The organism is Aliidongia dinghuensis, assembly GCF_014643535.1.
Taxonomy (GTDB): Bacteria; Pseudomonadota; Alphaproteobacteria; order ATCC43930; family CGMCC-115725; genus Aliidongia; species Aliidongia dinghuensis.
This window is the reverse complement of record NZ_BMJQ01000004.1, coordinates 285,104-305,476: the sequence shown is the minus strand read 5'-3', so window position 1 is coordinate 305,476 and position 20,373 is coordinate 285,104. Positions and strand designations below refer to the sequence as shown.

The following is a 20,373-nucleotide window of genomic DNA, read 5'->3' as shown; positions in this document are numbered from 1 at the left end:
TCAGCCGCCGGCACCGGACAGGGCCGGGATGGTTTTCAGGAAGTCGCTGACGGCCGGCCCCCAGAAACCGGGATCGGCTTGGTAGAGCGTGCTGTGGCCGTCCGCGCCGAACGGCGGTAGCGAGACGAAACGGATCGGCGCGAGCGCGCCCGAGCGGTAGGCATAGAACATCTGTTCGCCGATCGCGCCGAACCAGCGGTCGTTCTGCGCATAGAGCCAGAGCTCCGGCAATTTGCCGCGCTGGCCGAGCTGCCGTGCCGCCTCGATCAGCGCCTCAGTCCCACCGCAGATCTCGCCATTGCCATAGCCGCCGACGCCCGGCGCAAAGGCGATCAGCGCCGCAACGCCGGCCGGCGGGTCGGCCGCGAGCGCCAGGCCGCTGAAGCCGCTCGCCGACTGGCCGACGATGACGATGCTGTGCGGATCGACGAACGGTTGCCGGGCGAGATAATCGACCACACCACGCAGATCGAGCGCGCCGACATAGGCGAGTTGGACGAGGTCTTCAGTGCTGCAATCGTCGCTCGCCTCGACGAAATCGCCCTGGGAGCGGCCGACGCCGCGGCGCAGCGGCACGGCTACGGCATAGCCCCGGGCAACCCACCAATGGGCCGCCGCCGCAAAGGCCGGCTTCACGGCCCTCAGGCTCCATTTGTCGGCCGGCAGGCCGTGGTTGATCGTGACGAGCGGGAACGGCCCCGGACCCGGCGGGCGATAGACCATGGTTTCGAGCAGGAAGGTCGCGTCGCTGTCGATATAGGGCCGGACCGGTACCCACCAGAGCTGCGCCCGGTCCGTCACCTCTTCGGGCCCGGCCACCCCAGCTAGCGTCCCTGGCGGCGCCGGCGCGCCTGCAGCGCAGGCCGCCAAGGCCAACGCACATGCCAATCCGCATCGCCGCATCCAGGCGCGCAACGGCGGTATTTCCCCTAGATCAAGGCGAGATATCGCCCGACGGCGAGCCGGAACACGGCTCCCGGGTCGGGCGCGTTGACGTGCGGATCGAACGGATCGTAGCCCGATTGCACCAGCCGGCGCAGATAGGCCGCCGCCTGACGGGCGACCAGCAGCGCCGACACCGCCTTGCGCGGAATCTCCTTGCGCCGGCGTCGCACGGCCATGAGATGCTCCGCCGCCCGGTCGACCAACGGCTTCACCAGCACCGCCGAAGCCCCCTTGCCGGCCAGCAGCACATCGCGATCGATCCCCGCCCCGGCCATCAGGTCGGCCGGCAGGTAGATCCGCCCCTGCGCCGCGTGGAACGGCACGGCGCGGACGAGTCCGATGAGCCCCCACGCCACGCCGGCATGGCGTGCCGCCTCGAACGCGGCCGGTGCGGTGACGCCCAGCACCTCGAGCTCCAGGTCGATGAGGCGGGACGAAGTCTGCTCGAGATAGCGCTCGAGCGCATCCAGGCTCGCCGGAGGCTCGTCGCCGAGATCGAACTCGCGGCCGTCGATCATCGTGTCGAAGTGGGTGCGTGTCAGGCCGTGCGCGACGATCGCCGCCGCCAGCGGCTCGACCACCTCATGCCGGCGTGGCGGCTTGCCGGTGTAAATCTCGTCGAGCGCGTCGCGCCACCATTGCAGGCGGATCTGGCCGATGACCGGCTGGCTCACCACCTCGCGCACCCGGGCGATCTCCAGATTGAACGCGAGCAGCGCCCAGATCGCCGGGCGCAGCCCCGCCGGCGCGAACAGCGAGGCCAGGAAGCGGTCATGGTCGTAGCGCCGCACGAGATCGATCGGCCCAGGATCGACTGGCTGGACATCGACCGGCTGGGCGGCTTCGGCGGGACGCGACGGCATGAAACAAGGTCCGATCGGTGAGAAAGCGTTGAGGCCCCATCCTTTTCGCTTCCAAAGCCGGCCGCCGCAACATATCTCCTATGGCGGGTCATCGACCGGTGGCCCGCCCCGTCCCGCGCCCGCGGGTGGATCGGTTCCGACGCCCCTGGTGTTCCCACCGGCGTCAGGCTCCCCTCCCGAGCAAGCGCCGTTCCATTCTTTCGGAACCTACCGAACGAGGTCTCCATGGCATTCGAGCTTCCCCCTCTGCCGTATCCGAAGAACGCTCTTGAGCCGCACATGTCGGCGCAGACGTTCGAGTTCCACTACGGCAAGCATCATCAGGCCTATGTCACGAACCTGAACAACCTCGTGAAGGACACGCCGGCGGCGTCGCAGTCGCTGGAAGAGATCATCCTCGCGTCGGCCAAGGATGAATCCAAGGTCGGCATCTTCAACAACGCCGCCCAGGTGTGGAACCACACCTTCTTCTGGCACTGCATGAAGCCGAATGGCGGCGGTGCGCCGACCGGCGCGCTGGCCGACCGGATCGAGAAGACCTTCGGCGGCCTCGACAAGTTCAAGGAAGCCTTCAAGGCGGCCGCGGTCGGCCAGTTCGGCTCGGGCTGGGCCTGGCTGGTGCTGGACGGCGGCGAGCTCAAGATCACGAAGACCGCGAACGCGGTGACGCCGATGATCAACGGCCAGAAGGCGCTCCTGACCGTCGACGTCTGGGAGCATGCCTATTACCTCGACTTCCAGAACCGCCGGCCGGACTTCGTCCAGACCTTCCTCGACAAGCTGGTGAACTGGGACTTCGTCGCGGAGAACCTGGCGAAGGCCTGATCCCCGCAAGCGGAAGAGACAAAAGCAGGCAAGACAAAGGCGCCCGACCTTCTTCGGCCGGGCGCCTTTTCTTTTGGGCGCGGGCTTACTTGGTGAGCGCGCCGATCGTGGCACCGGCGCCGGCGCCGATCAGGCCGCCGGCGAGCAGGCTGGTGCCGCCGGTCGCGGCTGCGAGTGCCACACCGCCGGCCGCACCGATGGCGCCGCCCGACAGCGCCCGCTGCTCCGCACGGCTAAGGTTTGAGCAACCGGCCAGCAGGACGGCGGCCACAGCAATCACTGCGATCTGCTTCATCATTCCTTGGTTCTCTTTTCGGTTTTTCGGCTAGGCCCCGTCAGCGCGCCCTCGTCAGTGCGGGCGCGCGACGTCGGCGGTCTGGTAGGCGGTCAGCATATAAGGGAAGGACGGTAGCGACCGGACCTGGCTCGGCGGCACGTAGAGCGTCTCGCGCTGGGGCTTTTCCGCGACCCGCGGCATGGCGTCGTCACGGTCGGCCTCGGCTTTCGGCTGGCACGGCCGAGAGTCCGTTGCCACAGGGCGCGTCGCCTCGGTATGCCAGTCGTCGTCGTCAGCATGAGCCATCTGCAGGGTTGCAAGGCCGAAGCCGGCAATCGCGATCAGGCCACCGATGGCGGCAATGGCCGTATGGCCCCGATACCCCCGCTTGCAAGGTTCCATCTCGAATGTCCTCCGTCGTGGCCGACAATGTCGACCCAACATGAGGATATACGGGTGAGCCGCGTGAATTTCTCCAATGACACCCGTGTCATTAATCGGGCAGGTATCGAGTACTACTCGGCCGTTATCGGCAGAAGGGCGGCCGCAACGCGCCGCCCCTCGCCCAGGAGCACGCTGTAGGTTCGGCAGGCTGCCCCCGTATCCATGGCGTCGATCACGACCCCGGCCGCCTTGAGGTGGGCGCGCAGCGCCGGCGGCACCAGCGCCATCCGCCGGCCGCAGCCGAGCAGCAGGATCTCGACGCCGCCGCGGGCCACGACCGGTGCCAGGCTCGCCTCGGTGACCTCGGCCATGGCGCGCGGCGCCCAGGCAAGCGTCTCGTCCGGGAACAGCAGGATGGCCCCTTGATGGAGCGTGCCGCTCACCCGGAAGCCTTCGGTGCCGTAGCGCTCGAGCACCTGCTTGCCGGCCGGGATGATCGGCGTCACGTCCATGGGGCGGCCCTTTTAAGCCTTGGTCGGCGCCGTTCCTGCCGGCGCCGGCTTCTCGCCGCCGCGGCGCGGCTTCGCGTGCAGCAGCAGCGGCGCCGCGATGAACAGCGACGAATAGGTGCCGATCACGATACCCCAGAGCATCGCGGCGCTGAAGCCGCGGATGACCTCGCCGCCGAACAGCAGGAGCGCCAGCACGGCCACCGCCGTCACCGACGAGGTGAGCACGGTGCGCGACAGCGTCTCGTTCAGGCTCAAGTCGATGACGCCGCCGAGCGGCATCTGCTTGAACTTGCGCATGGTCTCGCGCACGCGGTCATAGATCACGACCGTGTCGTTGATCGAATAGCCGGCGATGGTCAGGATCGCGGCGAGCGTCGTCAGATTGAACTCGAGCTGCAGCAGCGAGAACAGGCCCAAGGTCGTGATCACGTCGTGGAAGGTCGAGATCACGGCGCCGAGGCCGAACTGCCACTCGAAGCGGAACCAGACATAGGCCGCGATCGCCAGGATCGCCAGCATGGTCGCGATCGTGCCCGCATGGATGAGCTCGCCGCCGACCTTGGGGCCGACCACCTCCGTGCGGCGGTATTCATAAGTTGGGCCGAGCGAGTTCCGGGCGGTCTCGACTCCCTTGTTCTGCGCCGCGTCGTCGCCCGGCTGGCGCGGCAGGCGGATCAGCACGTCGTCCGGCTGGCCGAAGGTCTGCAGCGACACTTCGCCCAAACCCAGCCCGTTGAGCTGGCCGCGCATGGCCTCGAGATCAGCCTTGCCGCCCGGGGCCTTCACTTCCATGACGATGCCGCCGCGGAAGTCGATGCCGAAATTGAGGCCCCTGGTCGCGAGCAGACCGACCGACGCGAGTGTCAGCAGGATCGAGACCACAAAGCCCAGCGTGTGCAGCTTCACGAACGGAATGTGCGGCGGCTCATGCAGAAAAACTAAAAGCGGGCGCATGGATCGGTTGACCTTAGATCGGGATCGCCTTGGGGCGCGTACGGCGCAGCCACCAGACGACGAGGAGACGGGACACCAGCATGGTGGTGAAGAGCGAGGTCAGGATGCCGAGGCAGAGCGTGACCGCGAAGCCCTTGACCGGTCCCGAACCCAGCTCGAACAGCAGCGAGCCGGCGATCAGGTGGGTGACGTTGGCGTCGATGATCGTCGCATAGGCGCGGCTGAACCCGGCGTCGATCGCGGAGATGACGCCGCGGCCGTGCCGCGCCTCCTCACGGATGCGCTCGTTCACCAGCACGTTGGCGTCGACCGCCATGCCGAGTGTCAGCGCAATGCCGGCGATGCCGGGCAGCGTCAGCGTGGCGCCGAGCGTCGAGAGCGCCGCCAGGAGCAGGCACAGGTTGAAGAACAGCGCGATGTTCGCATAGATGCCGAACAGGCCGTAGAACACGATCATGAAGACGCCGACGAGCCCGACCGCGACCAGGCAGGCGGTCGTGCCGGCCCGGATGGAGTCTGCGCCGAGGTCGGGGCCGACCGTGCGTTCCTCGAGGATCGTGAGCGGCGCCGGCAGCGCGCCCGCCCGAAGCAGCAGGGCCAGGTCGTTGGCACTCTGCACGGTGAAGCTGCCCGAAATGATGCCCTGGCCGCCGGTGATCGGCTCATTGATCACGGGCGCGGAGATCACCTTGTTGTCGAGCACGATGGCGAAGCGCTTGTGGACATTGTCGCGCGTCGTGTCGGCGAAGCGGCGGGCGCCCGAGGAATCGAACTTGAACTGGATGACCGGGCGATTGTCCTGGAAGGTCGCGGATGCGCTGGTGAGCGTGCCGCCGTCGACCATGACGCGCTTCTTGATGACGTATTCGGTCGGCTGCCCCTGGCGTGCCGCGGCATCGTCGCCCGGCAGGATTTCGTCGCCCGGCGGCAGATGGCCGGCCTTGGCCTCCTCCGGCGAGATACCCTCGTCGACCAGCTGGAAGGTCATCTTGGCGGTCCGGCCCAAGAGCTCCTTCACATGCTCCGGATTGTCGATGCCCGGCAGCTGCAGGAGGATGCGGTCCTCGCCCTCGCGCTGGATCGTCGGCTCCTTGGTGCCGGTCTCGTCGATGCGGCGGCGGATGATCTCGATCGACTGGTCGACGGCGGAGGTACGGCGCTGCGCGATCGACTGGGCGCTATAGGCGATGGAGAATTTGCCGTCCGGCGTCTGGCTGGCCTCGAGATCGGGATCGACGTCGCGCACCAGGCCCTTGGCCTTGTCGGCATCGCCCGCGTCGCGCAGCGTCACCGCGATATGGTCGCCCTCGACGGCGAGCTGGGTGTAGCCGATCTTGTCCTTGAGCAGCGCGGTCCGGAGCCCGTCGAGCGCGCCGTTCAAGCGCTCCTTGGTGACAGACTTCAGATCGACCTCGAGCAGCAGATGGCTGCCGCCCTGCAGGTCGAGGCCGTAGCTGATGCGCGGCGCCGGCATCCACGACGGCAGCTGTGCCACCACCGTCGCCGGCAGGACGTTGGGCAGCGCCAGGAACACGCCCGCGAGGCAGATGAGGATGACCGTCCAGGTCTTCCAGGGTTGAAAATTCAGCATCGGTTACTTCGGCGCATCCGTGGGCTTGGCGTCAGCGGCCTCGGTCTCCGGAGCCTTGCCGGCGGGCTTGGCCGGGCCGCGGCGCCGCTTGGCCGACCCGTCGGTGCCCTCGCCGCCCTCGCCCGTCTCGGCCTCCGCGTCCTTGGTCTCGCCCGACTTGCCGCCCTTGTCCTTGCCAGCGTCCTTGCCGGCCGGCTCCGGCTTCGAGAGAATCGTCGTGATCGTGCTGCGTACGACCCGCACCTTGATGCCCGCCGCGATCTCGACCTCGACCTCGTCGTCGTTGATGACGCGCGACACGCTCGCGATCATACCGCCGGCGGTGACGATCTTGTCGCCGCGACGGAGTGCCGCCAGCGCCGTCTTCAGTTGCTTCGCGCGCTGCTGCTGCGGCCGGATCAGCAGGAAATAGAACACGGCCGCGATCATGATCAGCGGCGCGAACTGCACGAGCTGAGCCTGGAAATCGCTGCCGCCACCAGCTGCGGTTTGCGCGAAGGCGGTCGAGAACAACATGCGAGGCGGACTCCTGAACGCGTGGTCGGTGTTCGGACGCAGCCGAACGGGCCGGCGGCGGGATCGCCGTCCGGAGGGGCGCATAGGTACGAGAAAGGACGGCAAAGAGCAATGGTCGGGAACGCCGCGCGCGACCCTGCCCCGATTCCCGCCCGGTTTTCTGCGCCGCGCCAGCTATGTTAGCGTCGCCCGCGCCTGCCGTTCCACCCGCCTTCCGTTCCAGTTCGAGAGACCGATGACCCAGCCCGCCTCGCTCGACCTTCTCCTGACCCGCATCGCCGATGCGCTCGACCGTCTGGCCCCGCCACCAGCGCCGCCCGTCGATCTCGCGGGGGCCGATGCCTTCTCCTGGCACGCCGAAAGCGACCGCCTGGTCCCGGTGCCGGCCGTGAGCCGGGTCGAGCTCAAGCTGCTGCGCGGGGTCGAGCGCGTCCGCGACATCCTCTTGGAGAATACGGAGCAGTTCGCCGCCGGGTTCCCGGCCAACAACGCCCTGCTCTGGGGCTCGCGCGGCATGGGCAAGAGCTCGCTCGTCAAGGCCATCCATGCCGAGGTGCTGACATCCATGCCGGCAGGCGCGCCGGGCAAGCTCAAGCTCGTCGAGATCCATCGCGAGGACATCCCGTCGCTGCCCCGGCTCTTGGACCAGCTGCGCGGCGAGCCGCACCGCTTCATCCTGTTCTGCGACGATCTGTCGTTCGACCATGACGATGCCGCCTACAAATCGCTGAAGGCCGTGCTCGACGGCGGCATCGAGGGCCGGCCGGCGAACGTCGTGCTCTATGCGACCTCGAACCGCCGGCACCTGATGCCGCGCGACATGATCGACAACGAGCGCTCCTCCGCGGTCAATCCAGGCGAGGCGGTCGAGGAGAAGATCTCGCTCAGCGACCGGTTCGGCCTGTGGCTGGGCTTCCACGCCTGCGACCAGCAGACCTATCTTGCGATCATCCGCGGCTATGTCGAGCGCTACGGCATCGAGATCGACGATCCGAGCCTCGTCGCGGAAGCAAATGAATGGGCCGTGACCCGCGGCGGCCGGTCGGGTCGCGTCGCCTGGCAATATATCCAGGACCTGGCCGGCCGCCGGCGCTACAAGCTCGAATAGAGTCATAATAAAGCCGGACGAAACCAATCCGCTGGGAATGGTGTTCTGCTATCAAGGACACCACTCGGAGGAACCGAGAATGCGCAAACACGCGAATGTCCCTGCCCGCCTCTTGGCGCCGCTCGCAGCCATGACTGTGCTGATGGGGCTGGCAGCTTGCTACACCGAAGCGCCGCCGACGTCGACCGTGACCCGGACGGAGACGACCCGGACCACCACGACGCCCAGCTACGTTACGACGACGCCGCTACCGCCAGTGACGGCGGGCACGAGCTCGACGACCACGACGACGGTCGAGCCGCCGCAATGAGGTTGGCGGTGAAACGAGAAACGGCGCGGCTCCGACCTGGAACCGCGCCGTTTTCATTTCAGGAGCCCCACGTCATTGCGGCTCGACGGTGATGGTCCGCTCGACCGTGGTGGTCTCAGTCGTGGGCGGCACCACGACGACCGGGCTCGGCTGTTGCGTCTGATAGGTCCGCGTCCGCTCCGTCAGCATGCCGCCTTCCTGCGAGGCGGATCGGTCGATGCTCGTCGGTGTGGTCGAGGGCGAACTGATCGGCGCATCCTGGGCGACCGCGACGGTCGAGGTCATCAGCAGTCCGGCAAGGCCGGCAAGCCAAAGCTTAACCATCTCTGATCTCCATTTCCGTCCCGGGCAAAAGCCGCGGTCGAGACACAACACGGTGCCCTCGAAACGGAGACCTGTCAGTCGCCCGCCGTCAGCTGCGGCAGATGGTCGAGCGGATCGACCGCCTTGGTGCCGCTCCTGAGCTCGAAATGCAGTTGCGAGCCGTTGACGCCGCCGGTGTTGCCGACCCGGGCGATCGCCTGGCCGCGGCGGACCCGGTCGCCCTTCTTCACCAGCAGCACCTCATTGTGGGCATAGGCAGTGACCCAGCCGCCGTCGTGCTTGATGAGCAGCAGATTGCCGAAGCCGCGCAGCTCGTTACCGGCATAGGCGATGGTGCCGGCCTCGGCCGCGACGACGGTCGTGCCTTCGGGTGCCGAGATGTTGATGCCGTCGTTGTGGGTCCCGCCGGCCGCCGGCCCGAAGGTCGAGATGATCCGGCCGCTGACCGGCCAGCTGAACAGCGGCGCCGTCGGCGGTCGATGGCCATCGACAATGGCAGCGACGGCGGCGGACGGTGCCGCGGCGCGAGGCGGCGGGGTCGCGGCCCCGCTCTCGGGCTCGGGCGGCGACACGGTCGTGCCTGCTGGCGGCGGCGCCTCTTCGGCCGCCTCCGGCGCCGGTGCTGGTGTCGGGGCAGGCGTCGGGGTCGGTGCAGGCGCCGACGTTGGTGCTGGGCCGGGCCGTTGCGGCAAAGGCGGCGGCACCGGCACGGCCGCCGTATTCTGCGGCGCAGCAGGTGGCGCAGCGGACGACGTAGCCGGCGGTGCGAGCACCTGCGGCGGCCCCGGCACTGCCACCGGAGCCGGCGGTTGCGTCGCCGCGGGTGGGGCCGCCGTGGATGACGGTGCCGACGGGGGCGGCGATAGTGCCGTCGTCATGACGCCGTTGCCGCCCGGGGCGCCAGCGGGCGGTGGTGGGCTCGCAGGCTCGACCGGCGACAGCGCCGATGCGGGCGCCGACGGGGGCGCCGATGTGAGCGGCAGTGCGCTTGCGACCTGCGGCGCCTCGGCAACCGTCGGCGGCAGCAGCAGCGGCTGGCCGAGCTTGATCGTATAGGGCGGGTCGATGTGGTTCATGCGGGCGAGGCTCGCGGCCTCGACGCCATAGCGCCGGGCGACGGAATAGAGCGTCTCGCCCTGCTGAACGATATGCTGACGGGTGCGCGGCAGGGTCAGCACCTGCCCGGACTGGACCCGATAGGGCGGCTGCAGGTTGTTCGCATCGATCAGGAACCGGACGGGCACGCCCGAGCGCCGCGAGATGGCATAGAGCGTCTCGCCCTGCTGCACGGTCACGCGACCGCCCGCCGTCTCGAGGATGCCGGTCTGCGCGCTGCCTGGTTGCGCGTCCGGAGCCGCGTTCGCCGGCGCCAGCGGCCGCGTCTCGCCCGAGCCGCCATTGTAGATGGGCGCCGGGGTGGTGGACTGATGGCAGCCGGCCAGCAGTGCCATTACCAGCACGCCGGGACCGAGATGTCGCACGCTCACGTCGACGCCGCCTCCACCGGACGGCGCGGATTGCGCGGCAACCCTTCGACCAGCGGCACGAAGCGCACGGCGACCAGGTCCTCGGTCTTGAAGCCCTCGTCGGTCCGGCGCACGCGCACGAGCATCTGCTTGCCCTTCTCGGCGCCCACCGGGGCGACCATCACGCCGCCCGGTGCCAGCAACTCCTGCAGCGTCACCGGCAGCTTGGCGGCTGCAGCAGTGACCAGGATCCGGTCGAACGGTGCCGGCTCCGGCCAGCCCTTGGTGCCGTCGCCGAACCGGCTCGTGACATTGCCGAGCCGGAGTGCCGCGAAGCGCTTGTTCGCCTCGTGCAGCAACGCCTGGTGCCGCTCGATGGTGAAGACGCGCCGGCACAAGGGCGCCAGGACCGCCGTCTGATAGCCGGAGCCGGTGCCGATCTCGAGCACCTTGTGCCGGTCGGTCACCTCGAGCGCCGCGGTCATGAGCGCCACGACCAGCGGCTGGCTGATCGTCTGGCCATGGCCGATCGGCAGGGCGACATTGTCCCAGGCATGATCGACGAAAGCCGCCGGCACGAACTGGTCGCGCGGCACGCGCGCCATCGCGGCCAGCACCCGCTCGTCCGCGATGCCGGCGCGCCGCAGCTCCTCGATCAAGCGCGCCGCAGGAGCCGACGAGGGCGAGCGGGCGCCGCCGGTCACGGAAACAATTCTCCGAGCGATGCCAGGGCGGCCCGGTGAGTAAGATCGAGAAACGCCGGCGTCACCGCGACATAGCCCTGCGCGACGGCCCAGATGTCGGTACCCGGCTTCTCCGCATCCTCGTCGCGATTCGGCCCGATCCAGTAATAGGGCCGGCCGCGTGGGTCCGTAGCGCCAACGATGTTGCCGCCGAGCTTGCGCTGGCCCTGCGCCGTCGCCTTGACGCCGCGGATCTCGTCCGGCGGCAGGTTCGGCACATTGACGTTGACCAGCGTGTTCGGCGGCCACGGGGCCGCGGCGAGCGCGCGGATCACTTCCGGCAGATGGGCCGCGGCCGCGTCCCAGATCGGCTTCTGGCCGTTGACCGTGGCGAGGCTGCAGGCGATCGAGCGCACCTCGATGAGCGTGCCCTCCATCGCGGCCGCGACCGTGCCGGAATAGGTTATGTCCTCGCCCATGTTGCCGCCGTGGTTGACGCCGGACAGCAGCAGGGTCGGCCGGTGGTCCTTCATGATCTCGTTGACTGCGAGCAGCACGCAGTCGGTCGGCGTGCCGTCGACCGCGAAGCGCTTCGGCCCGAGCCTGCGGATGCGCAACGGCTGGCGCAGCGTCAGCGAGTGGCCAGCGCCGCTCTGCTCGCGCTCCGGCGCCACAATCCAGACGTCGCGGCTGAGCGCGCGCGCGATGCGCTCCAGCACCTTGAGCCCAGGGGCGTCGATGCCGTCGTCGTTCGACAGCAGAATGCGCGCCTTGGCGAGATCAATCGGCATGCTGGACATCAGAGGCCGATCTTCTCCAGGCCGCCCATATAGGGCCGAAGCGGGGCCGGCACCTCGACTGTGCCGTCCTCGCGCTGGTAGTTCTCGAGGATCGCAACCAGCGTGCGACCGACCGCCAGGCCCGAGCCGTTCAAGGTATGGACGTTGCGGTTGCCCTTGCTCTCGGCCGGACGGAAGCGCGTCTTCATGCGCCGTGCCTGGAACTCGCCGCAGTTGGAGCAGCTCGAAATCTCGCGGTAGGCCTGCTGGCCCGGCAGCCAGACCTCGAGGTCGTAGGTCTTGCGCGCAGTGAAGCCCATGTCGCCGGCACAGAGCAGCATGACCCGGTAGGGCAGGCCCAGCTTCTGCAGGATCGTCTCGGCCGCGCTCGTCATCCGCTCGTGCTCGGCCTCCGAATGGTCCGGATGCGCGATCGACACCAGTTCGACCTTGGAGAACTGGTGCTGCCGGATCATGCCGCGCGTGTCGCGGCCGGCCGAGCCGGCCTCGCTGCGGAAACAGGGCGTGAAGGCCGTCCAGCGCAGCGGCAACGCCGCCTCATCCAGGATCTCGTCGGCCGTGAGGTTGGTGAGCGGCACCTCCGCCGTCGGGATCAGCCAGCGCCCGTCGGTCGTACGGAACAGGTCTTCGCTGAACTTCGGCAGCTGGCCCGTGCCGAACACGGTCGCGTCATTGACGAGCGCCGGCGGGATCACCTCGGTATAGCCGAACTCGGTCGTATGAGTGTCGAGCATGAAGGCGCCGAGTGCCCGCTCCATGCGAGCGAGCGCGCCCTTCAGCACCGTGAAGCGCGCGCCGGCGACCTTGGCCGCGCGGCTGAAGTCCATGAGGCCCAGCGCCTCGCCCAGCTCGAAATGCTGCTTGGGTGCAAAGGCGAAATTGCGCGGGCTGCCCCAGCGTCGGACCTCGACATTGCCGTGCTCGTCGGCACCGTCCGGCACCTCGGGCGCCGGCAGGTTCGGCAAGGCGGCCAGAATGGCATCCAATTCCTCGCCCAGCCGGCGCTCGTCGCCCTCGAGCACCGCCATGCGGTCCTTCATGGCGGCGACTTCGGCCATGATCGCCTCGACCGGCTCGCCCTTGCTCTTGGCGATACCGATGCCGCGCGACAGTTCATTGCGCTTGGTCTGGATCTCCTGCAGCTCGGTCTGCGCCGCGCGCCGGGCCGCGTCCAGATCCAGGATCCGCGCCGAGTGCGGGGCCAGGCCGCGCCGGGCAAGCCCTCGGTCGAAGTCGGCTGCGGCGTCGCGGATCGCTTTCAAATCATGCATGGGGGCGGACTGTCAGGCTGAAGGGTGAAGTCTTTATAGGCGTCAGGTCCCCGCCCGTCCATCGGACGGGCGGCCGCGTCTAAAGCTTGGCGAGGTCGGAAGCGATCTCGGCTGCGCGCTTCGCCTTGTTGCGCTCGACGATGCGGCAGCTCCAGATCGAGATCTCGTAGAGCAGCAGCAGCGGCACGGCGAGGCCGGTCATGCTGATGGCGTCGGGTGGGGTCAGCACGGCGGCGATGACGAAGTTGATGAAGATGGCGTAGCGCCGCTTCTCGACCAGGAACTTCGAGCTGACGAGTCCGACCCGCGCCATGAGCGTGAGGGCCACCGGCATCTGGAACGCAGCGCCGAAGGCGAAGATCAGCGTCAAGACGAGCGACAGATACTCGCTCACCTTGGGATCGGCTTCGATCGGCAGGCTGCCGGGATTGCCGGCGGATTCGAAGCTCAGGAAGAAGTGCCAGGCGGTCGGGAAGATCAGGTAATAGACGAGCGCCCCGCCCATGAAGAACAGGATCGGCGTCGCCACCAGGTATGGCATGAACGCCTTGCGCTCGTTCTTGTAGAGGCCCGGCGCCACGAACATCCAGACCTGCGTCGCGATGAGCGGAAACGCCAGGAAGCAGGCCGCCCAGAACGCGACCTTGACCCGCGTGACGAACGCCTCGGTCAAGGCCGTGTAGATCAGGTGTCGACCGGAGTCGGCACCGAATTGTGCCGCCAGCGGGCGGATCAGGAAATCGAGCAGCTCCTCGCTGAAGTAGTAGCAGACGCCCCAGCACACCAGGAGACCGGACAGGGAGTAGATGAGGCGCTTGCGCAGTTCGATCAAATGTTCGATCAGCGACATGCGGCCTTCGTCGAGCTCGTCGCTCATGGTGCGGGCGGGGTCCTATGCAGCTCCGGCGGTGCGTCCTTGCCCGCCTCGGAATGATGGTCGGTCACGGGCGCTGGATGTTCGGGCGCTGGATGTTCGGTGGAAGCAGGCGTTGTCGGGGAAGATGCTGCCGCCGGGCTCTCGGCCGTCGCGCCTTCGAGGGTCTGCGGCGCGCCCGGCGGCTGGAGTGCCGGCCCACCCAGCGGTTCGTTCACGACGTTGCGGATCTCGCCGCCGACGTCCATCGCTTCTTGAACCGCCTGCTTCAGGTCGTCGACGCCGGCCGCCTTCGCCGCCTGCTCGCGGATGTCGTGCAGCTCGGATTCGCGGATCATGTCGTCGACGCTGCTCTGGAACTCGCGCGCCAGCATGCGCGCCCGGCGGACCATGAACCCGGCCGTCTTGAGCGCCCGCGGCAGGTCCTTGGGCCCGATCACGACCAGCGCGATCACGCCGAGAACGGCTATCTCTGACCAGGCGAAATCAAACATGAGGGTCCGGTACTCGCTTCAGCACGGCGGAGGAAAGGGAGGGCTCGATCGGGCGGCGGATGCCGAACCTAGCGATCGTCGCGCGAGCGGTGCCGGCGCTCGCTCAGGAGCCCACAGGCCGCGAGCGCCGCAATCGCTACCGCCAGAACGACTTGCCAGATACCGATACCGATCACGCGCCGCTCCAACCGCCCTCATCGAATGGCGCGGATGATGGCAGAAAGGCCTGGCCCAAGCAACGCGGCGGGCTGCGCATCTGCCGCCTGTTCCGGCATGACCGCGAGCCGGGTCGCGAGCAGGGCCGCGATCATGGCGGATCATCCTCCTCGCCAGCATAACCGCGGTCGTCGTCGCTCTCCTCCGGCGCCGCCTCGCCCAGCGTCGAGGCCGGGCGCGCATCGAGCAGACCGGCCGCCCGGAGCTCGTCGACGTTCGGCAGGTCGCGCAGCGAATCGAGGCCGAAATGCAGAAGGAATCCTTCAGTCGTAACCCACGTCGCCGGCCGGCCCGGGGTCTCGCGCCGGCCCTTCGGCATGACCCAACCCGCCTCCATCAGGAGATCGAGCGTGCCCTTGGCCAGCGTCACGCCCCGAATCTCCTCGACCTCGGCGCGCGTCACCGGCTGGTGATAGGCGATGATGGCAAGCGTCTCGATTTGGGCGCGCGTCAGCTTGCGCGCCTGCACGGTCTCGTGTGCCAGCAAGCCCGCCAGGTCCGGCGCGGTTCGGAAGGTCCAGCCGCCGGCCGCACGCACCAGGTTGATGCCGCGGAAGCGGTAGTGCGTGCGCAGCGTCTCGATGAGTTCTTCGAGCACCAGCGTCTCGGGCAGGCGGGCCGCAAGCTCGGCGTCGCCGAGCGGCCGGTCGGACGCGAACAGCAACGCCTCGATCAGGCGCAGCGCGCGTTCCCGCTCCGTGTCCCGATCGGTCGGCTCCGGCATCTCGGCCTCGCCGTCCTGCTCGGCCAATTCTCGATCAGTCATCTCGGATGCAGTTGCGTCTGGCGCCGTCATGAGCCGGGCCTCACGCCGCGCACGAAGATCGGCCCGTAAGTCTCGTCCTGGCGCAGTTCGATTTCGCCGCTCTTGGTCAATTCCAGGCTGGCGACAAACGTCGCGGCCAAGGCCGAGCGGCCGAGCACGCCTGTACGCAGCTGCGGCGGCAGGAACTGGCCCAACTGCCGCCACTCGACGCTGTGCCCGATCATCTGCGAGAGCCGCCGGATGGCATCGTCGACCGAGAAATATTCCGGCGCGCGGATGTGCAGCACCGTCGCCTCGCCGCGCGAGCGATGGTCGCCATAGGATTTGAGCAGTTCATAGAGGCTGACCGCATAGACCGGGCGCGCCACGGTCTTGAGCCCCTCCGGCGCGCCGTTCGCGAACATGTCACGGCCGAGCTGCGGCCGTTCCATCAGCGACTTTCCGGCCTTCTGCATCGCTTCCAGACGCAGCAGGCGGAAATGCAGCGCTTCAGCCAATTCCTCCGCGCTCGGCTCGTCCTCCGGCGGCGGATCGGGCAGCAGCATGCGAGACTTGAGATAGGCGAGCCAGGCGGCCATCACCAGATAGTCGGCCGCAAGCTCGAGCCGGAGCCGATGCGCCTCGGCGATGAAGGTCAGGTACTGCTCGGCCAAGGCCAGGATCGAGATGCGCGTCAGATCGACCTTCTGTTCGCGCGCCAGCACCAGGAGCATGCCGATTGGGCCCTCGAAGCCGTCGAGATCGACGACGAGCTCGGCATTCGATGCGGCGTCTTCGGCGGTCATGGGCGGCATTCACCCGAACAATTGGACCAGCAGCGTGCCGAGCCAGTTCAGCGGATATTGGATGACGGGCGCCAAGATGTTGAAATTCATGTGCAACTGCGCGCCCAGCATCGGTATCAGCACCAGCAGCCCCAGGAGAATGAGGATACCCACCTCCTCGAGTTTGGCAAAGCGGGACGCGAGCCGCGCCGGCAGCAGGCCTGTGACGATACGCCCGCCGTCGAGCGGCGGGATCGGCAGCAAGTTGAAGATCGCCAGGATGAGGTTGATCGAGACCGAGTTCTGCAGGTTCCTGAGCACGAACAGCTGGGCCCAGGGCGGCATCAGCGGCGTCAGCCGGGCGAACAGAAAGATCGACAGCGACGCCAGCACGATGTTGGTCAGCGGCCCCGCGAAGGCGACGAAGATCATGTCGAGCCGGGGCCGCTTCAACGCCCCGAAATTCACCGGGACCGGCTTCGCGTAGCCGAATAGGAAGCCGCCGGCAAAATAGGAGACGGCCGGCAGGATGACGGTGCCGAACGGATCGACATGGCGTAGCGGATTGACCGAGAGCCGGCCGGCGCGCTGCGCCGTAGTGTCGCCGCACACGAGCGCCGCATAGCCGTGCGCCGCCTCGTGCAAGGTGATCGCGAACAGTACCGGCAGCACCCAGACGGTCAGGCCCTGAAGCGTCTGCATCAAATGATTCAAAAACCTAGCCCCTTTCGTTCGCAAGACGCGCGAGCAGCGCGTCTAGCTCCGCCATCAAGGCCAGCCGGTCGATCGGGTCCGGCGCAGTGCGGCGGTCGAGCGCTGCCGTGAAGCGGTCGGCCGCGATGTCCGACAGGGTGCCGGCCGCGCCCGCGACCGCCCGCATCTCGGCGAGATCGCCGTTGCAATGAAGCGCAAGGTCGCAGCCGGCGGCGAGTGCGCGCTCCGCCCGTTCGCCAAGGCCGCCGTCGAGCGCCTGCATGCTGAGGTCGTCACTCAGGAGACAGCCCGTGAAGCCGATGGCGCCGCGGATGACGTCGGTGATGATCCGGTGCGACCAGGTCGCGACGCGCTCGGTATCCCATGCGCGATAGACCACGTGAGCGGTCATGGCGAAAGGCGCGTCGGCCAGGGCGCGGAACGGCGGCAGGTCGTGGGCTCCGAGCGCCGCTTCGTCGGCCTCGACGACCGGGCAATGCAGGTGGCTGTCGACCTGGGCGCGGCCATGGCCGGGCAAGTGCTTGATCACCGGCAGCACGCCGCCGGCCGTAAGCCCGGCAATGACGGCGCGGCCGAGTGCCGCGATGGTCCGGACATCGTCACCCAAGGCCCGGTCGCCGATCACGTCGTGGGCGCCCGGCACGGGATTGTCGAGCACCGGCGCGCAGTCCACGTCGATGCCGAGGTCGGCGAGTTCGTCCGCGATCAGCCGGGCATTGACCCAGGCGGCGCGCAAGCCGGCGACCGCGTCCAAACGATAGAGCTCGGCGAAGCGCCGCGCCGGCGGTGCCGCGCGCCAATGGGGCGGGCGCAGCCGCTGCACCCGGCCGCCTTCCTGGTCGATCAGCACCGGCGCCCGCCAGCCGACGAGCGCACGCAGGTCAGCCACGAGCGCACGGACTTGGTCCGGCGCCTCGCAATTGCGCTTGAACAGGATAAAGCCAGCCGGGTCGACCGCGCGGAAGAAGGCTCGTTCCTCCGCCGTCAGGGACGTCCCGGCGCAGCCGAAGATCGCGGCAGCATGTCGTCCCGTCCGCTCAATGGACAACGATGCACCCGATCCCGAGCGGCTTCAGCTGGCCGCACAGCTTGTCGGCCTGTGCCCGGTCGGCAAGAGGGCCAGCCTGGATGCGGTAGAAGGTGCCCTTGTCGCCCAGGTCCGCCTTGACCACGGTCGCCGAAAGATTGCCCAGCAGGTCGGGATGCGCCTTTTGCAGCCGGGCGAACTCGGTGCGCGCCGACGCCTCGTCCTTGGTGGCGGCGATCTGGACGCGCAACGGGCCGCCCGAGGCAGCGGCGGCCGGCGGCGCCGGACGAGCCGCCGCCGTCTGCGGTGCCAGCGGCACGGGCTTCGCGGGCGCGGCGGGCACCGCCTGCGGCGGTGGAGCCGGCGGGATCTCCACGCCGGGCGCGGCCTTGGCGCCGGGCGGCGCCGTCATCATGCCCGTCGTGTTCGCCTGCTGCGAGGCGCTCTCGGTCGCAAGCCCAGCCGCAGCCGTCGGCGGCGCCATCTGCGGCGTCGCCGCCGGCGCCACGTTCTGCACCGGCAGCGGCTCGTCGGCGGCCGGCGGTGCCGCGGGCCTCGGCAGCGGCTGCTCCGGCGGCGGCAACAGGCGCTCGTACTTGGCGGCGTTCGGATCGTTCGGGTTATAGACGAGCTTGTCCTCGTCGGGCACCGAGCCGCCGGCATCGTCCGGCTTCTTCTTTGTCGGGTCCTGGTCCGCACGAATGAGCGGAATGGCGCCGCCCGGCGCGCTGCCGGCCTGCTTGCCCTTGTTGTAGGCGAAATAGATGGCACCGGCGCAGACGAGCATCACGGCCACGACCGCGATGTTGCGGATCAGGCCGCCGCGCCGGGGCTCGTCTTCGGACGCGTAGTAGGGCCGGTCCGTCGGGTCGATCGACAGGCCGTCGTCGTGGCGCGGCGGCTCGGGCTCGTCTGGAAACAGGCGCGGCGGCATCAACGCAACTCCATCACCGGGGCGACCCCGAACACGTCCAGGCCAGAGGCGATGACGAAGCCCACCGCCTGCACCAGGGCCAGGCGCGCGAGCGTCGTCCGGGTATCGCCAGCCAGGACGAAGCGCAAGCTCGCATCATCCTTGCCCTTGTTCCACAGCGCGTGGAACTGGGCCGCGATCTCATAGAGATAGAACGCCAGCCGATGCGGTTCGTGCGCCTCTGCGGCACTTTCGATCAGACGCGGCCAGCCGGCGAGCTGGCGGATGAGCGCCAGTTCGGACGGATCGACGAGCGGCGTGAGGTCGGCCGCGGCCAGTGCCTGGTCGGCGAGGTCCGCTGCCGGATCCTCCGCCCGCGCCTTGCGCAGCACCGACTGTGCGCGGGCATGGGCGTACTGGACGTACCAGACCATGTTGTCGCGCGACTGGTCGACCACCTTGGCGAAATCGAAATCGAGCGTCTGGTCATTCTTCCGCGTCAGCATCATGAAGCGGACGATGTCCTTGCCGACCTCCTCCACCACCTCGCGCAGTGTCACGAACGTGCCGGAGCGCTTCGACATTTTGACCGGCTCGCCATTATCCAGGAGCTGGACGAGCTGGCAGATCTTGACGTCGAGCGAGCCGCCGCCGTTGGTGATCGCCGTCACCGCCGCCTGCATGCGCTTCACATAGCCGCCATGGTCGGCGCCCAGCACGTCGATCTGCTGGGCGAAGCCGCGCCGATACTTATCGAGGTGATAGGCGATGTCGGCGGCGAAATAGGTCCAGGCACCATCGGACTTCTTGAGCGGCCGGTCGACGTCGTCACCGAAGCGGCTCGCCGCGAACAGCGTCTGCGGCCGCGGCTCCCAATCGTCCGGCGTCTTGCCCTTCGGCGGTTCGAGCACGCCGACATAGATGAGCCCCGCCGCCTCTAGCGTCGCCAGCGCCTTGTCGATGGCGCCGGACGCGTGCAGCGCCCGCTCGGAGGTGAAGACGTCGTGACGCACGCCCAGGCTCGCGAGATCGTCCTTGATCATGGCGAGCATGGTTTCGATCGCGACGTCGCGGACCGGCACCAGCCACTCCGACTCGTCCTTGCCCAGCCACTTGTCGCCGTAACACTGAACGAGCGCCTGGCCGGCCGCCTTCAGGTACTCGCCCGGATAGAGGCCCTGCGGGATCTCGCCGATCGCCTCCCCCAGCGCCTCGCGGTAGCGCAGATAGGCCGAGCGGGCCAGCACGTCGACCTGGGCGCCTGCGTCGTTGATGTAATATTCCCGGCAGACGTCGAAGCCGGCCTTGGCCAGCAAGCTCGCGAGCGCGTCGCCGAACACGGCGCCCCGGGCGTGGCCGACATGCATCGGGCCGGTCGGGTTGGCCGAGACATACTCGACATTGATCTTGGTGCCGCGGCCGATGTCGGAGGCGCCATAGGCCGGGCCGACGGCGAGGATGTCCTTGAGGCGTTCCTGCCAGAAATCATCCTTGAGCCGCCAATTGAGGAAGCCGGGCCCCGCGATCGTCGCCTCCGTCACGGCGGGATGGGCGCGGAGCGCCGCCACCAGCAGCTCGGCGATGGCGCGCGGCGGCTTGCCCACCTGCTTGGTCAGCACCATGGCCGCATTGGTCGAGAGATCGCCGTGGGCGGCGTCGCGCGGCGGCTCGACCACGAGCTTCGCGAGGTCGAGTCCGGCCGGCAGCTTGCCCTCGGCGGCGAGCCGGCCGAGCGCGCCCGCGATCTCGGCATGAAAATAGGAAAAGACGTTCATC

At 68.4% G+C, this 20,373-nt stretch carries 24 protein-coding genes; 3 read left to right on the top strand and 21 right to left on the bottom strand.

Annotated elements, in window-relative coordinates; genetic code table 11:
* Both IEY58_RS09690 and IEY58_RS09685 read right to left on the bottom strand, forming a co-directional pair.
* Positions 1-819 (bottom strand): alpha/beta hydrolase family protein, encoded by an 819-nt coding sequence (locus tag IEY58_RS09690; protein WP_189045028.1) that lies wholly within the window; start codon positions 817-819, stop codon positions 1-3.
* Positions 820-929: 110 nt separating this feature from the next.
* Positions 930-1,808, bottom strand: coding sequence for a phytoene/squalene synthase family protein (locus tag IEY58_RS09685; RefSeq protein ID WP_189045026.1), 879 nt, complete (start codon positions 1,806-1,808; stop codon positions 930-932).
* Between the two features lie 225 nt (positions 1,809-2,033).
* On the opposite strand from IEY58_RS09685, the gene IEY58_RS09680 reads away from it, so the two are divergent.
* On the top strand, positions 2,034-2,633 hold the full coding sequence (locus IEY58_RS09680) for a superoxide dismutase (protein ID WP_189045024.1): 600 nt from the start codon (positions 2,034-2,036) through the stop codon (positions 2,631-2,633).
* A gap of 85 nt (positions 2,634-2,718) precedes the next feature.
* On the opposite strand, the gene IEY58_RS09675 is transcribed toward IEY58_RS09680, so the two are convergent.
* The 6 genes from IEY58_RS09675 to yajC all read right to left on the bottom strand — a co-directional run bounded on the left by IEY58_RS09675 (position 2,719) and on the right by yajC (position 6,867).
* The gene (locus tag IEY58_RS09675; protein ID WP_229743614.1) at positions 2,719-2,931 is read right to left on the bottom strand and encodes a hypothetical protein; all 213 of its coding nucleotides are present in this window, start codon (positions 2,929-2,931) and stop codon (positions 2,719-2,721) included.
* 51 nt (positions 2,932-2,982) lie between these two features.
* The gene (locus tag IEY58_RS09670; protein ID WP_189045022.1) at positions 2,983-3,312 is read right to left on the bottom strand and encodes a hypothetical protein; all 330 of its coding nucleotides are present in this window, start codon (positions 3,310-3,312) and stop codon (positions 2,983-2,985) included.
* Between the two features lie 113 nt (positions 3,313-3,425).
* Positions 3,426-3,806 carry an Mth938-like domain-containing protein gene (locus IEY58_RS09665; protein ID WP_189045020.1) on the bottom strand — a complete coding sequence of 127 codons (381 nt, stop codon included), beginning with the start codon at positions 3,804-3,806 and terminating at the stop codon, positions 3,426-3,428.
* A 12-nt stretch (positions 3,807-3,818) separates the two neighbouring features.
* On the bottom strand, positions 3,819-4,760 hold the full coding sequence (gene secF / locus IEY58_RS09660; RefSeq protein WP_189045018.1) for a protein translocase subunit SecF: 942 nt from the start codon (positions 4,758-4,760) through the stop codon (positions 3,819-3,821).
* Between the two features lie 13 nt (positions 4,761-4,773).
* A complete protein-coding gene (gene secD, locus IEY58_RS09655) occupies positions 4,774-6,351 on the bottom strand; it encodes a protein translocase subunit SecD (protein WP_189045016.1) in 1,578 nt (525 codons plus the stop codon).
* Positions 6,352-6,354: 3 nt separating this feature from the next.
* Complete coding sequence (gene yajC / locus IEY58_RS34720) at positions 6,355-6,867, bottom strand: preprotein translocase subunit YajC (protein WP_189045014.1); 513 nt, start codon at positions 6,865-6,867, stop codon at positions 6,355-6,357.
* A 235-nt stretch (positions 6,868-7,102) separates the two neighbouring features.
* Here yajC and IEY58_RS09645 point away from each other — a divergent pair, with 235 nt between their 5' ends.
* Together IEY58_RS09645 and IEY58_RS09640 are read left to right on the top strand one after the other, a co-directional pair.
* Positions 7,103-7,975: an ATP-binding protein gene (locus tag IEY58_RS09645; RefSeq protein ID WP_189045012.1), complete on the top strand. Its 873-nt coding sequence runs from the start codon at positions 7,103-7,105 to the stop codon at positions 7,973-7,975.
* A 79-nt stretch (positions 7,976-8,054) separates the two neighbouring features.
* The gene (locus tag IEY58_RS09640) at positions 8,055-8,285 is read left to right on the top strand and encodes a hypothetical protein (RefSeq protein ID WP_189045010.1); all 231 of its coding nucleotides are present in this window, start codon (positions 8,055-8,057) and stop codon (positions 8,283-8,285) included.
* A gap of 72 nt (positions 8,286-8,357) precedes the next feature.
* Here IEY58_RS09640 and IEY58_RS09635 read toward each other — a convergent pair whose 3' ends face one another.
* The 13 genes from IEY58_RS09635 to argS form a co-directional block, all read right to left on the bottom strand.
* Positions 8,358-8,609 (bottom strand): hypothetical protein, encoded by a 252-nt coding sequence (locus IEY58_RS09635; protein WP_189045008.1) that lies wholly within the window; start codon positions 8,607-8,609, stop codon positions 8,358-8,360.
* A gap of 74 nt (positions 8,610-8,683) precedes the next feature.
* The gene (locus IEY58_RS09630; protein ID WP_229743613.1) at positions 8,684-10,096 is read right to left on the bottom strand and encodes a peptidoglycan DD-metalloendopeptidase family protein; all 1,413 of its coding nucleotides are present in this window, start codon (positions 10,094-10,096) and stop codon (positions 8,684-8,686) included.
* The gene (locus IEY58_RS09625) at positions 10,093-10,779 is read right to left on the bottom strand and encodes a protein-L-isoaspartate(D-aspartate) O-methyltransferase (protein WP_189045007.1); all 687 of its coding nucleotides are present in this window, start codon (positions 10,777-10,779) and stop codon (positions 10,093-10,095) included. Before IEY58_RS09625 ends, IEY58_RS09630 begins: the two co-directional genes overlap by 4 nt.
* Positions 10,776-11,558: a 5'/3'-nucleotidase SurE gene (gene surE / locus IEY58_RS09620; RefSeq protein WP_189045005.1), complete on the bottom strand. Its 783-nt coding sequence runs from the start codon at positions 11,556-11,558 to the stop codon at positions 10,776-10,778. The genes IEY58_RS09625 and surE overlap by 4 nt, the downstream gene beginning before the upstream one ends.
* On the bottom strand, positions 11,558-12,829 hold the full coding sequence (gene serS, locus IEY58_RS09615) for a serine--tRNA ligase (RefSeq protein WP_189045003.1): 1,272 nt from the start codon (positions 12,827-12,829) through the stop codon (positions 11,558-11,560). The genes surE and serS overlap by 1 nt, the downstream gene beginning before the upstream one ends.
* Before the next feature lie 79 nt (positions 12,830-12,908).
* Positions 12,909-13,706, bottom strand: coding sequence for a twin-arginine translocase subunit TatC (tatC, locus tag IEY58_RS09610; RefSeq protein WP_189045001.1), 798 nt, complete (start codon positions 13,704-13,706; stop codon positions 12,909-12,911).
* Positions 13,703-14,197 (bottom strand): Sec-independent protein translocase protein TatB, encoded by a 495-nt coding sequence (gene tatB / locus IEY58_RS09605; RefSeq protein WP_189044999.1) that lies wholly within the window; start codon positions 14,195-14,197, stop codon positions 13,703-13,705. Before tatB ends, tatC begins: the two co-directional genes overlap by 4 nt.
* A gap of 307 nt (positions 14,198-14,504) precedes the next feature.
* Positions 14,505-15,137: an SMC-Scp complex subunit ScpB gene (gene scpB / locus IEY58_RS09600; protein WP_189045373.1), complete on the bottom strand. Its 633-nt coding sequence runs from the start codon at positions 15,135-15,137 to the stop codon at positions 14,505-14,507.
* Between the two features lie 68 nt (positions 15,138-15,205).
* The gene (locus IEY58_RS09595) at positions 15,206-15,964 is read right to left on the bottom strand and encodes a segregation and condensation protein A (protein WP_229743612.1); all 759 of its coding nucleotides are present in this window, start codon (positions 15,962-15,964) and stop codon (positions 15,206-15,208) included.
* A gap of 9 nt (positions 15,965-15,973) precedes the next feature.
* A complete protein-coding gene (locus tag IEY58_RS09590) occupies positions 15,974-16,645 on the bottom strand; it encodes a site-2 protease family protein (protein WP_189044995.1) in 672 nt (223 codons plus the stop codon).
* A gap of 16 nt (positions 16,646-16,661) precedes the next feature.
* Complete coding sequence (gene nagZ, locus IEY58_RS09585; RefSeq protein ID WP_229743611.1) at positions 16,662-17,705, bottom strand: beta-N-acetylhexosaminidase; 1,044 nt, start codon at positions 17,703-17,705, stop codon at positions 16,662-16,664.
* Entirely contained in the window at positions 17,695-18,618 is a 924-nt protein-coding gene (locus IEY58_RS09580) for an SPOR domain-containing protein (RefSeq protein ID WP_189044993.1), read from the bottom strand. Before IEY58_RS09580 ends, nagZ begins: the two co-directional genes overlap by 11 nt.
* The gene (gene argS / locus IEY58_RS09575; RefSeq protein WP_189044991.1) at positions 18,618-20,372 is read right to left on the bottom strand and encodes an arginine--tRNA ligase; all 1,755 of its coding nucleotides are present in this window, start codon (positions 20,370-20,372) and stop codon (positions 18,618-18,620) included. The genes IEY58_RS09580 and argS overlap by 1 nt, the downstream gene beginning before the upstream one ends.
* Between the last annotated feature and the right edge of the window lies 1 nt (position 20,373).

Excerpts from the sequence above, each read along its gene's own strand:
- IEY58_RS09685 (WP_189045026.1), bottom strand. The coding sequence starts at position 1,808 with ATGCCGTCGCGTCCCGCCGAAGCCGCCCAGCCGGTCGATGTCCAGCCA.
- IEY58_RS09680 (WP_189045024.1), top strand. The coding sequence starts at position 2,034 with ATGGCATTCGAGCTTCCCCCTCTGCCGTATCCGAAGAACGCTCTTGAG.
- IEY58_RS09675 (WP_229743614.1), bottom strand. The coding sequence starts at position 2,931 with ATGATGAAGCAGATCGCAGTGATTGCTGTGGCCGCCGTCCTGCTGGCC.
- IEY58_RS09670 (WP_189045022.1), bottom strand. The coding sequence starts at position 3,312 with ATGGAACCTTGCAAGCGGGGGTATCGGGGCCATACGGCCATTGCCGCC.
- IEY58_RS09665 (WP_189045020.1), bottom strand. The coding sequence starts at position 3,806 with ATGGACGTGACGCCGATCATCCCGGCCGGCAAGCAGGTGCTCGAGCGC.
- secF (WP_189045018.1), bottom strand. The coding sequence starts at position 4,760 with ATGCGCCCGCTTTTAGTTTTTCTGCATGAGCCGCCGCACATTCCGTTC.
- secD (WP_189045016.1), bottom strand. The coding sequence starts at position 6,351 with ATGCTGAATTTTCAACCCTGGAAGACCTGGACGGTCATCCTCATCTGC.
- yajC (WP_189045014.1), bottom strand. The coding sequence starts at position 6,867 with ATGTTGTTCTCGACCGCCTTCGCGCAAACCGCAGCTGGTGGCGGCAGC.
- IEY58_RS09645 (WP_189045012.1), top strand. The coding sequence starts at position 7,103 with ATGACCCAGCCCGCCTCGCTCGACCTTCTCCTGACCCGCATCGCCGAT.
- IEY58_RS09640 (WP_189045010.1), top strand. The coding sequence starts at position 8,055 with ATGCGCAAACACGCGAATGTCCCTGCCCGCCTCTTGGCGCCGCTCGCA.
- IEY58_RS09635 (WP_189045008.1), bottom strand. The coding sequence starts at position 8,609 with ATGGTTAAGCTTTGGCTTGCCGGCCTTGCCGGACTGCTGATGACCTCG.
- surE (WP_189045005.1), bottom strand. The coding sequence starts at position 11,558 with ATGTCCAGCATGCCGATTGATCTCGCCAAGGCGCGCATTCTGCTGTCG.
- serS (WP_189045003.1), bottom strand. The coding sequence starts at position 12,829 with ATGCATGATTTGAAAGCGATCCGCGACGCCGCAGCCGACTTCGACCGA.
- tatC (WP_189045001.1), bottom strand. The coding sequence starts at position 13,706 with ATGAGCGACGAGCTCGACGAAGGCCGCATGTCGCTGATCGAACATTTG.
- tatB (WP_189044999.1), bottom strand. The coding sequence starts at position 14,197 with ATGTTTGATTTCGCCTGGTCAGAGATAGCCGTTCTCGGCGTGATCGCG.
- scpB (WP_189045373.1), bottom strand. The coding sequence starts at position 15,137 with ATGCCGGAGCCGACCGATCGGGACACGGAGCGGGAACGCGCGCTGCGC.
- IEY58_RS09595 (WP_229743612.1), bottom strand. The coding sequence starts at position 15,964 with ATGACCGCCGAAGACGCCGCATCGAATGCCGAGCTCGTCGTCGATCTC.
- IEY58_RS09590 (WP_189044995.1), bottom strand. The coding sequence starts at position 16,645 with ATGCAGACGCTTCAGGGCCTGACCGTCTGGGTGCTGCCGGTACTGTTC.
- IEY58_RS09580 (WP_189044993.1), bottom strand. The coding sequence starts at position 18,618 with ATGCCGCCGCGCCTGTTTCCAGACGAGCCCGAGCCGCCGCGCCACGAC.
- argS (WP_189044991.1), bottom strand. The coding sequence starts at position 20,372 with ATGAACGTCTTTTCCTATTTTCATGCCGAGATCGCGGGCGCGCTCGGC.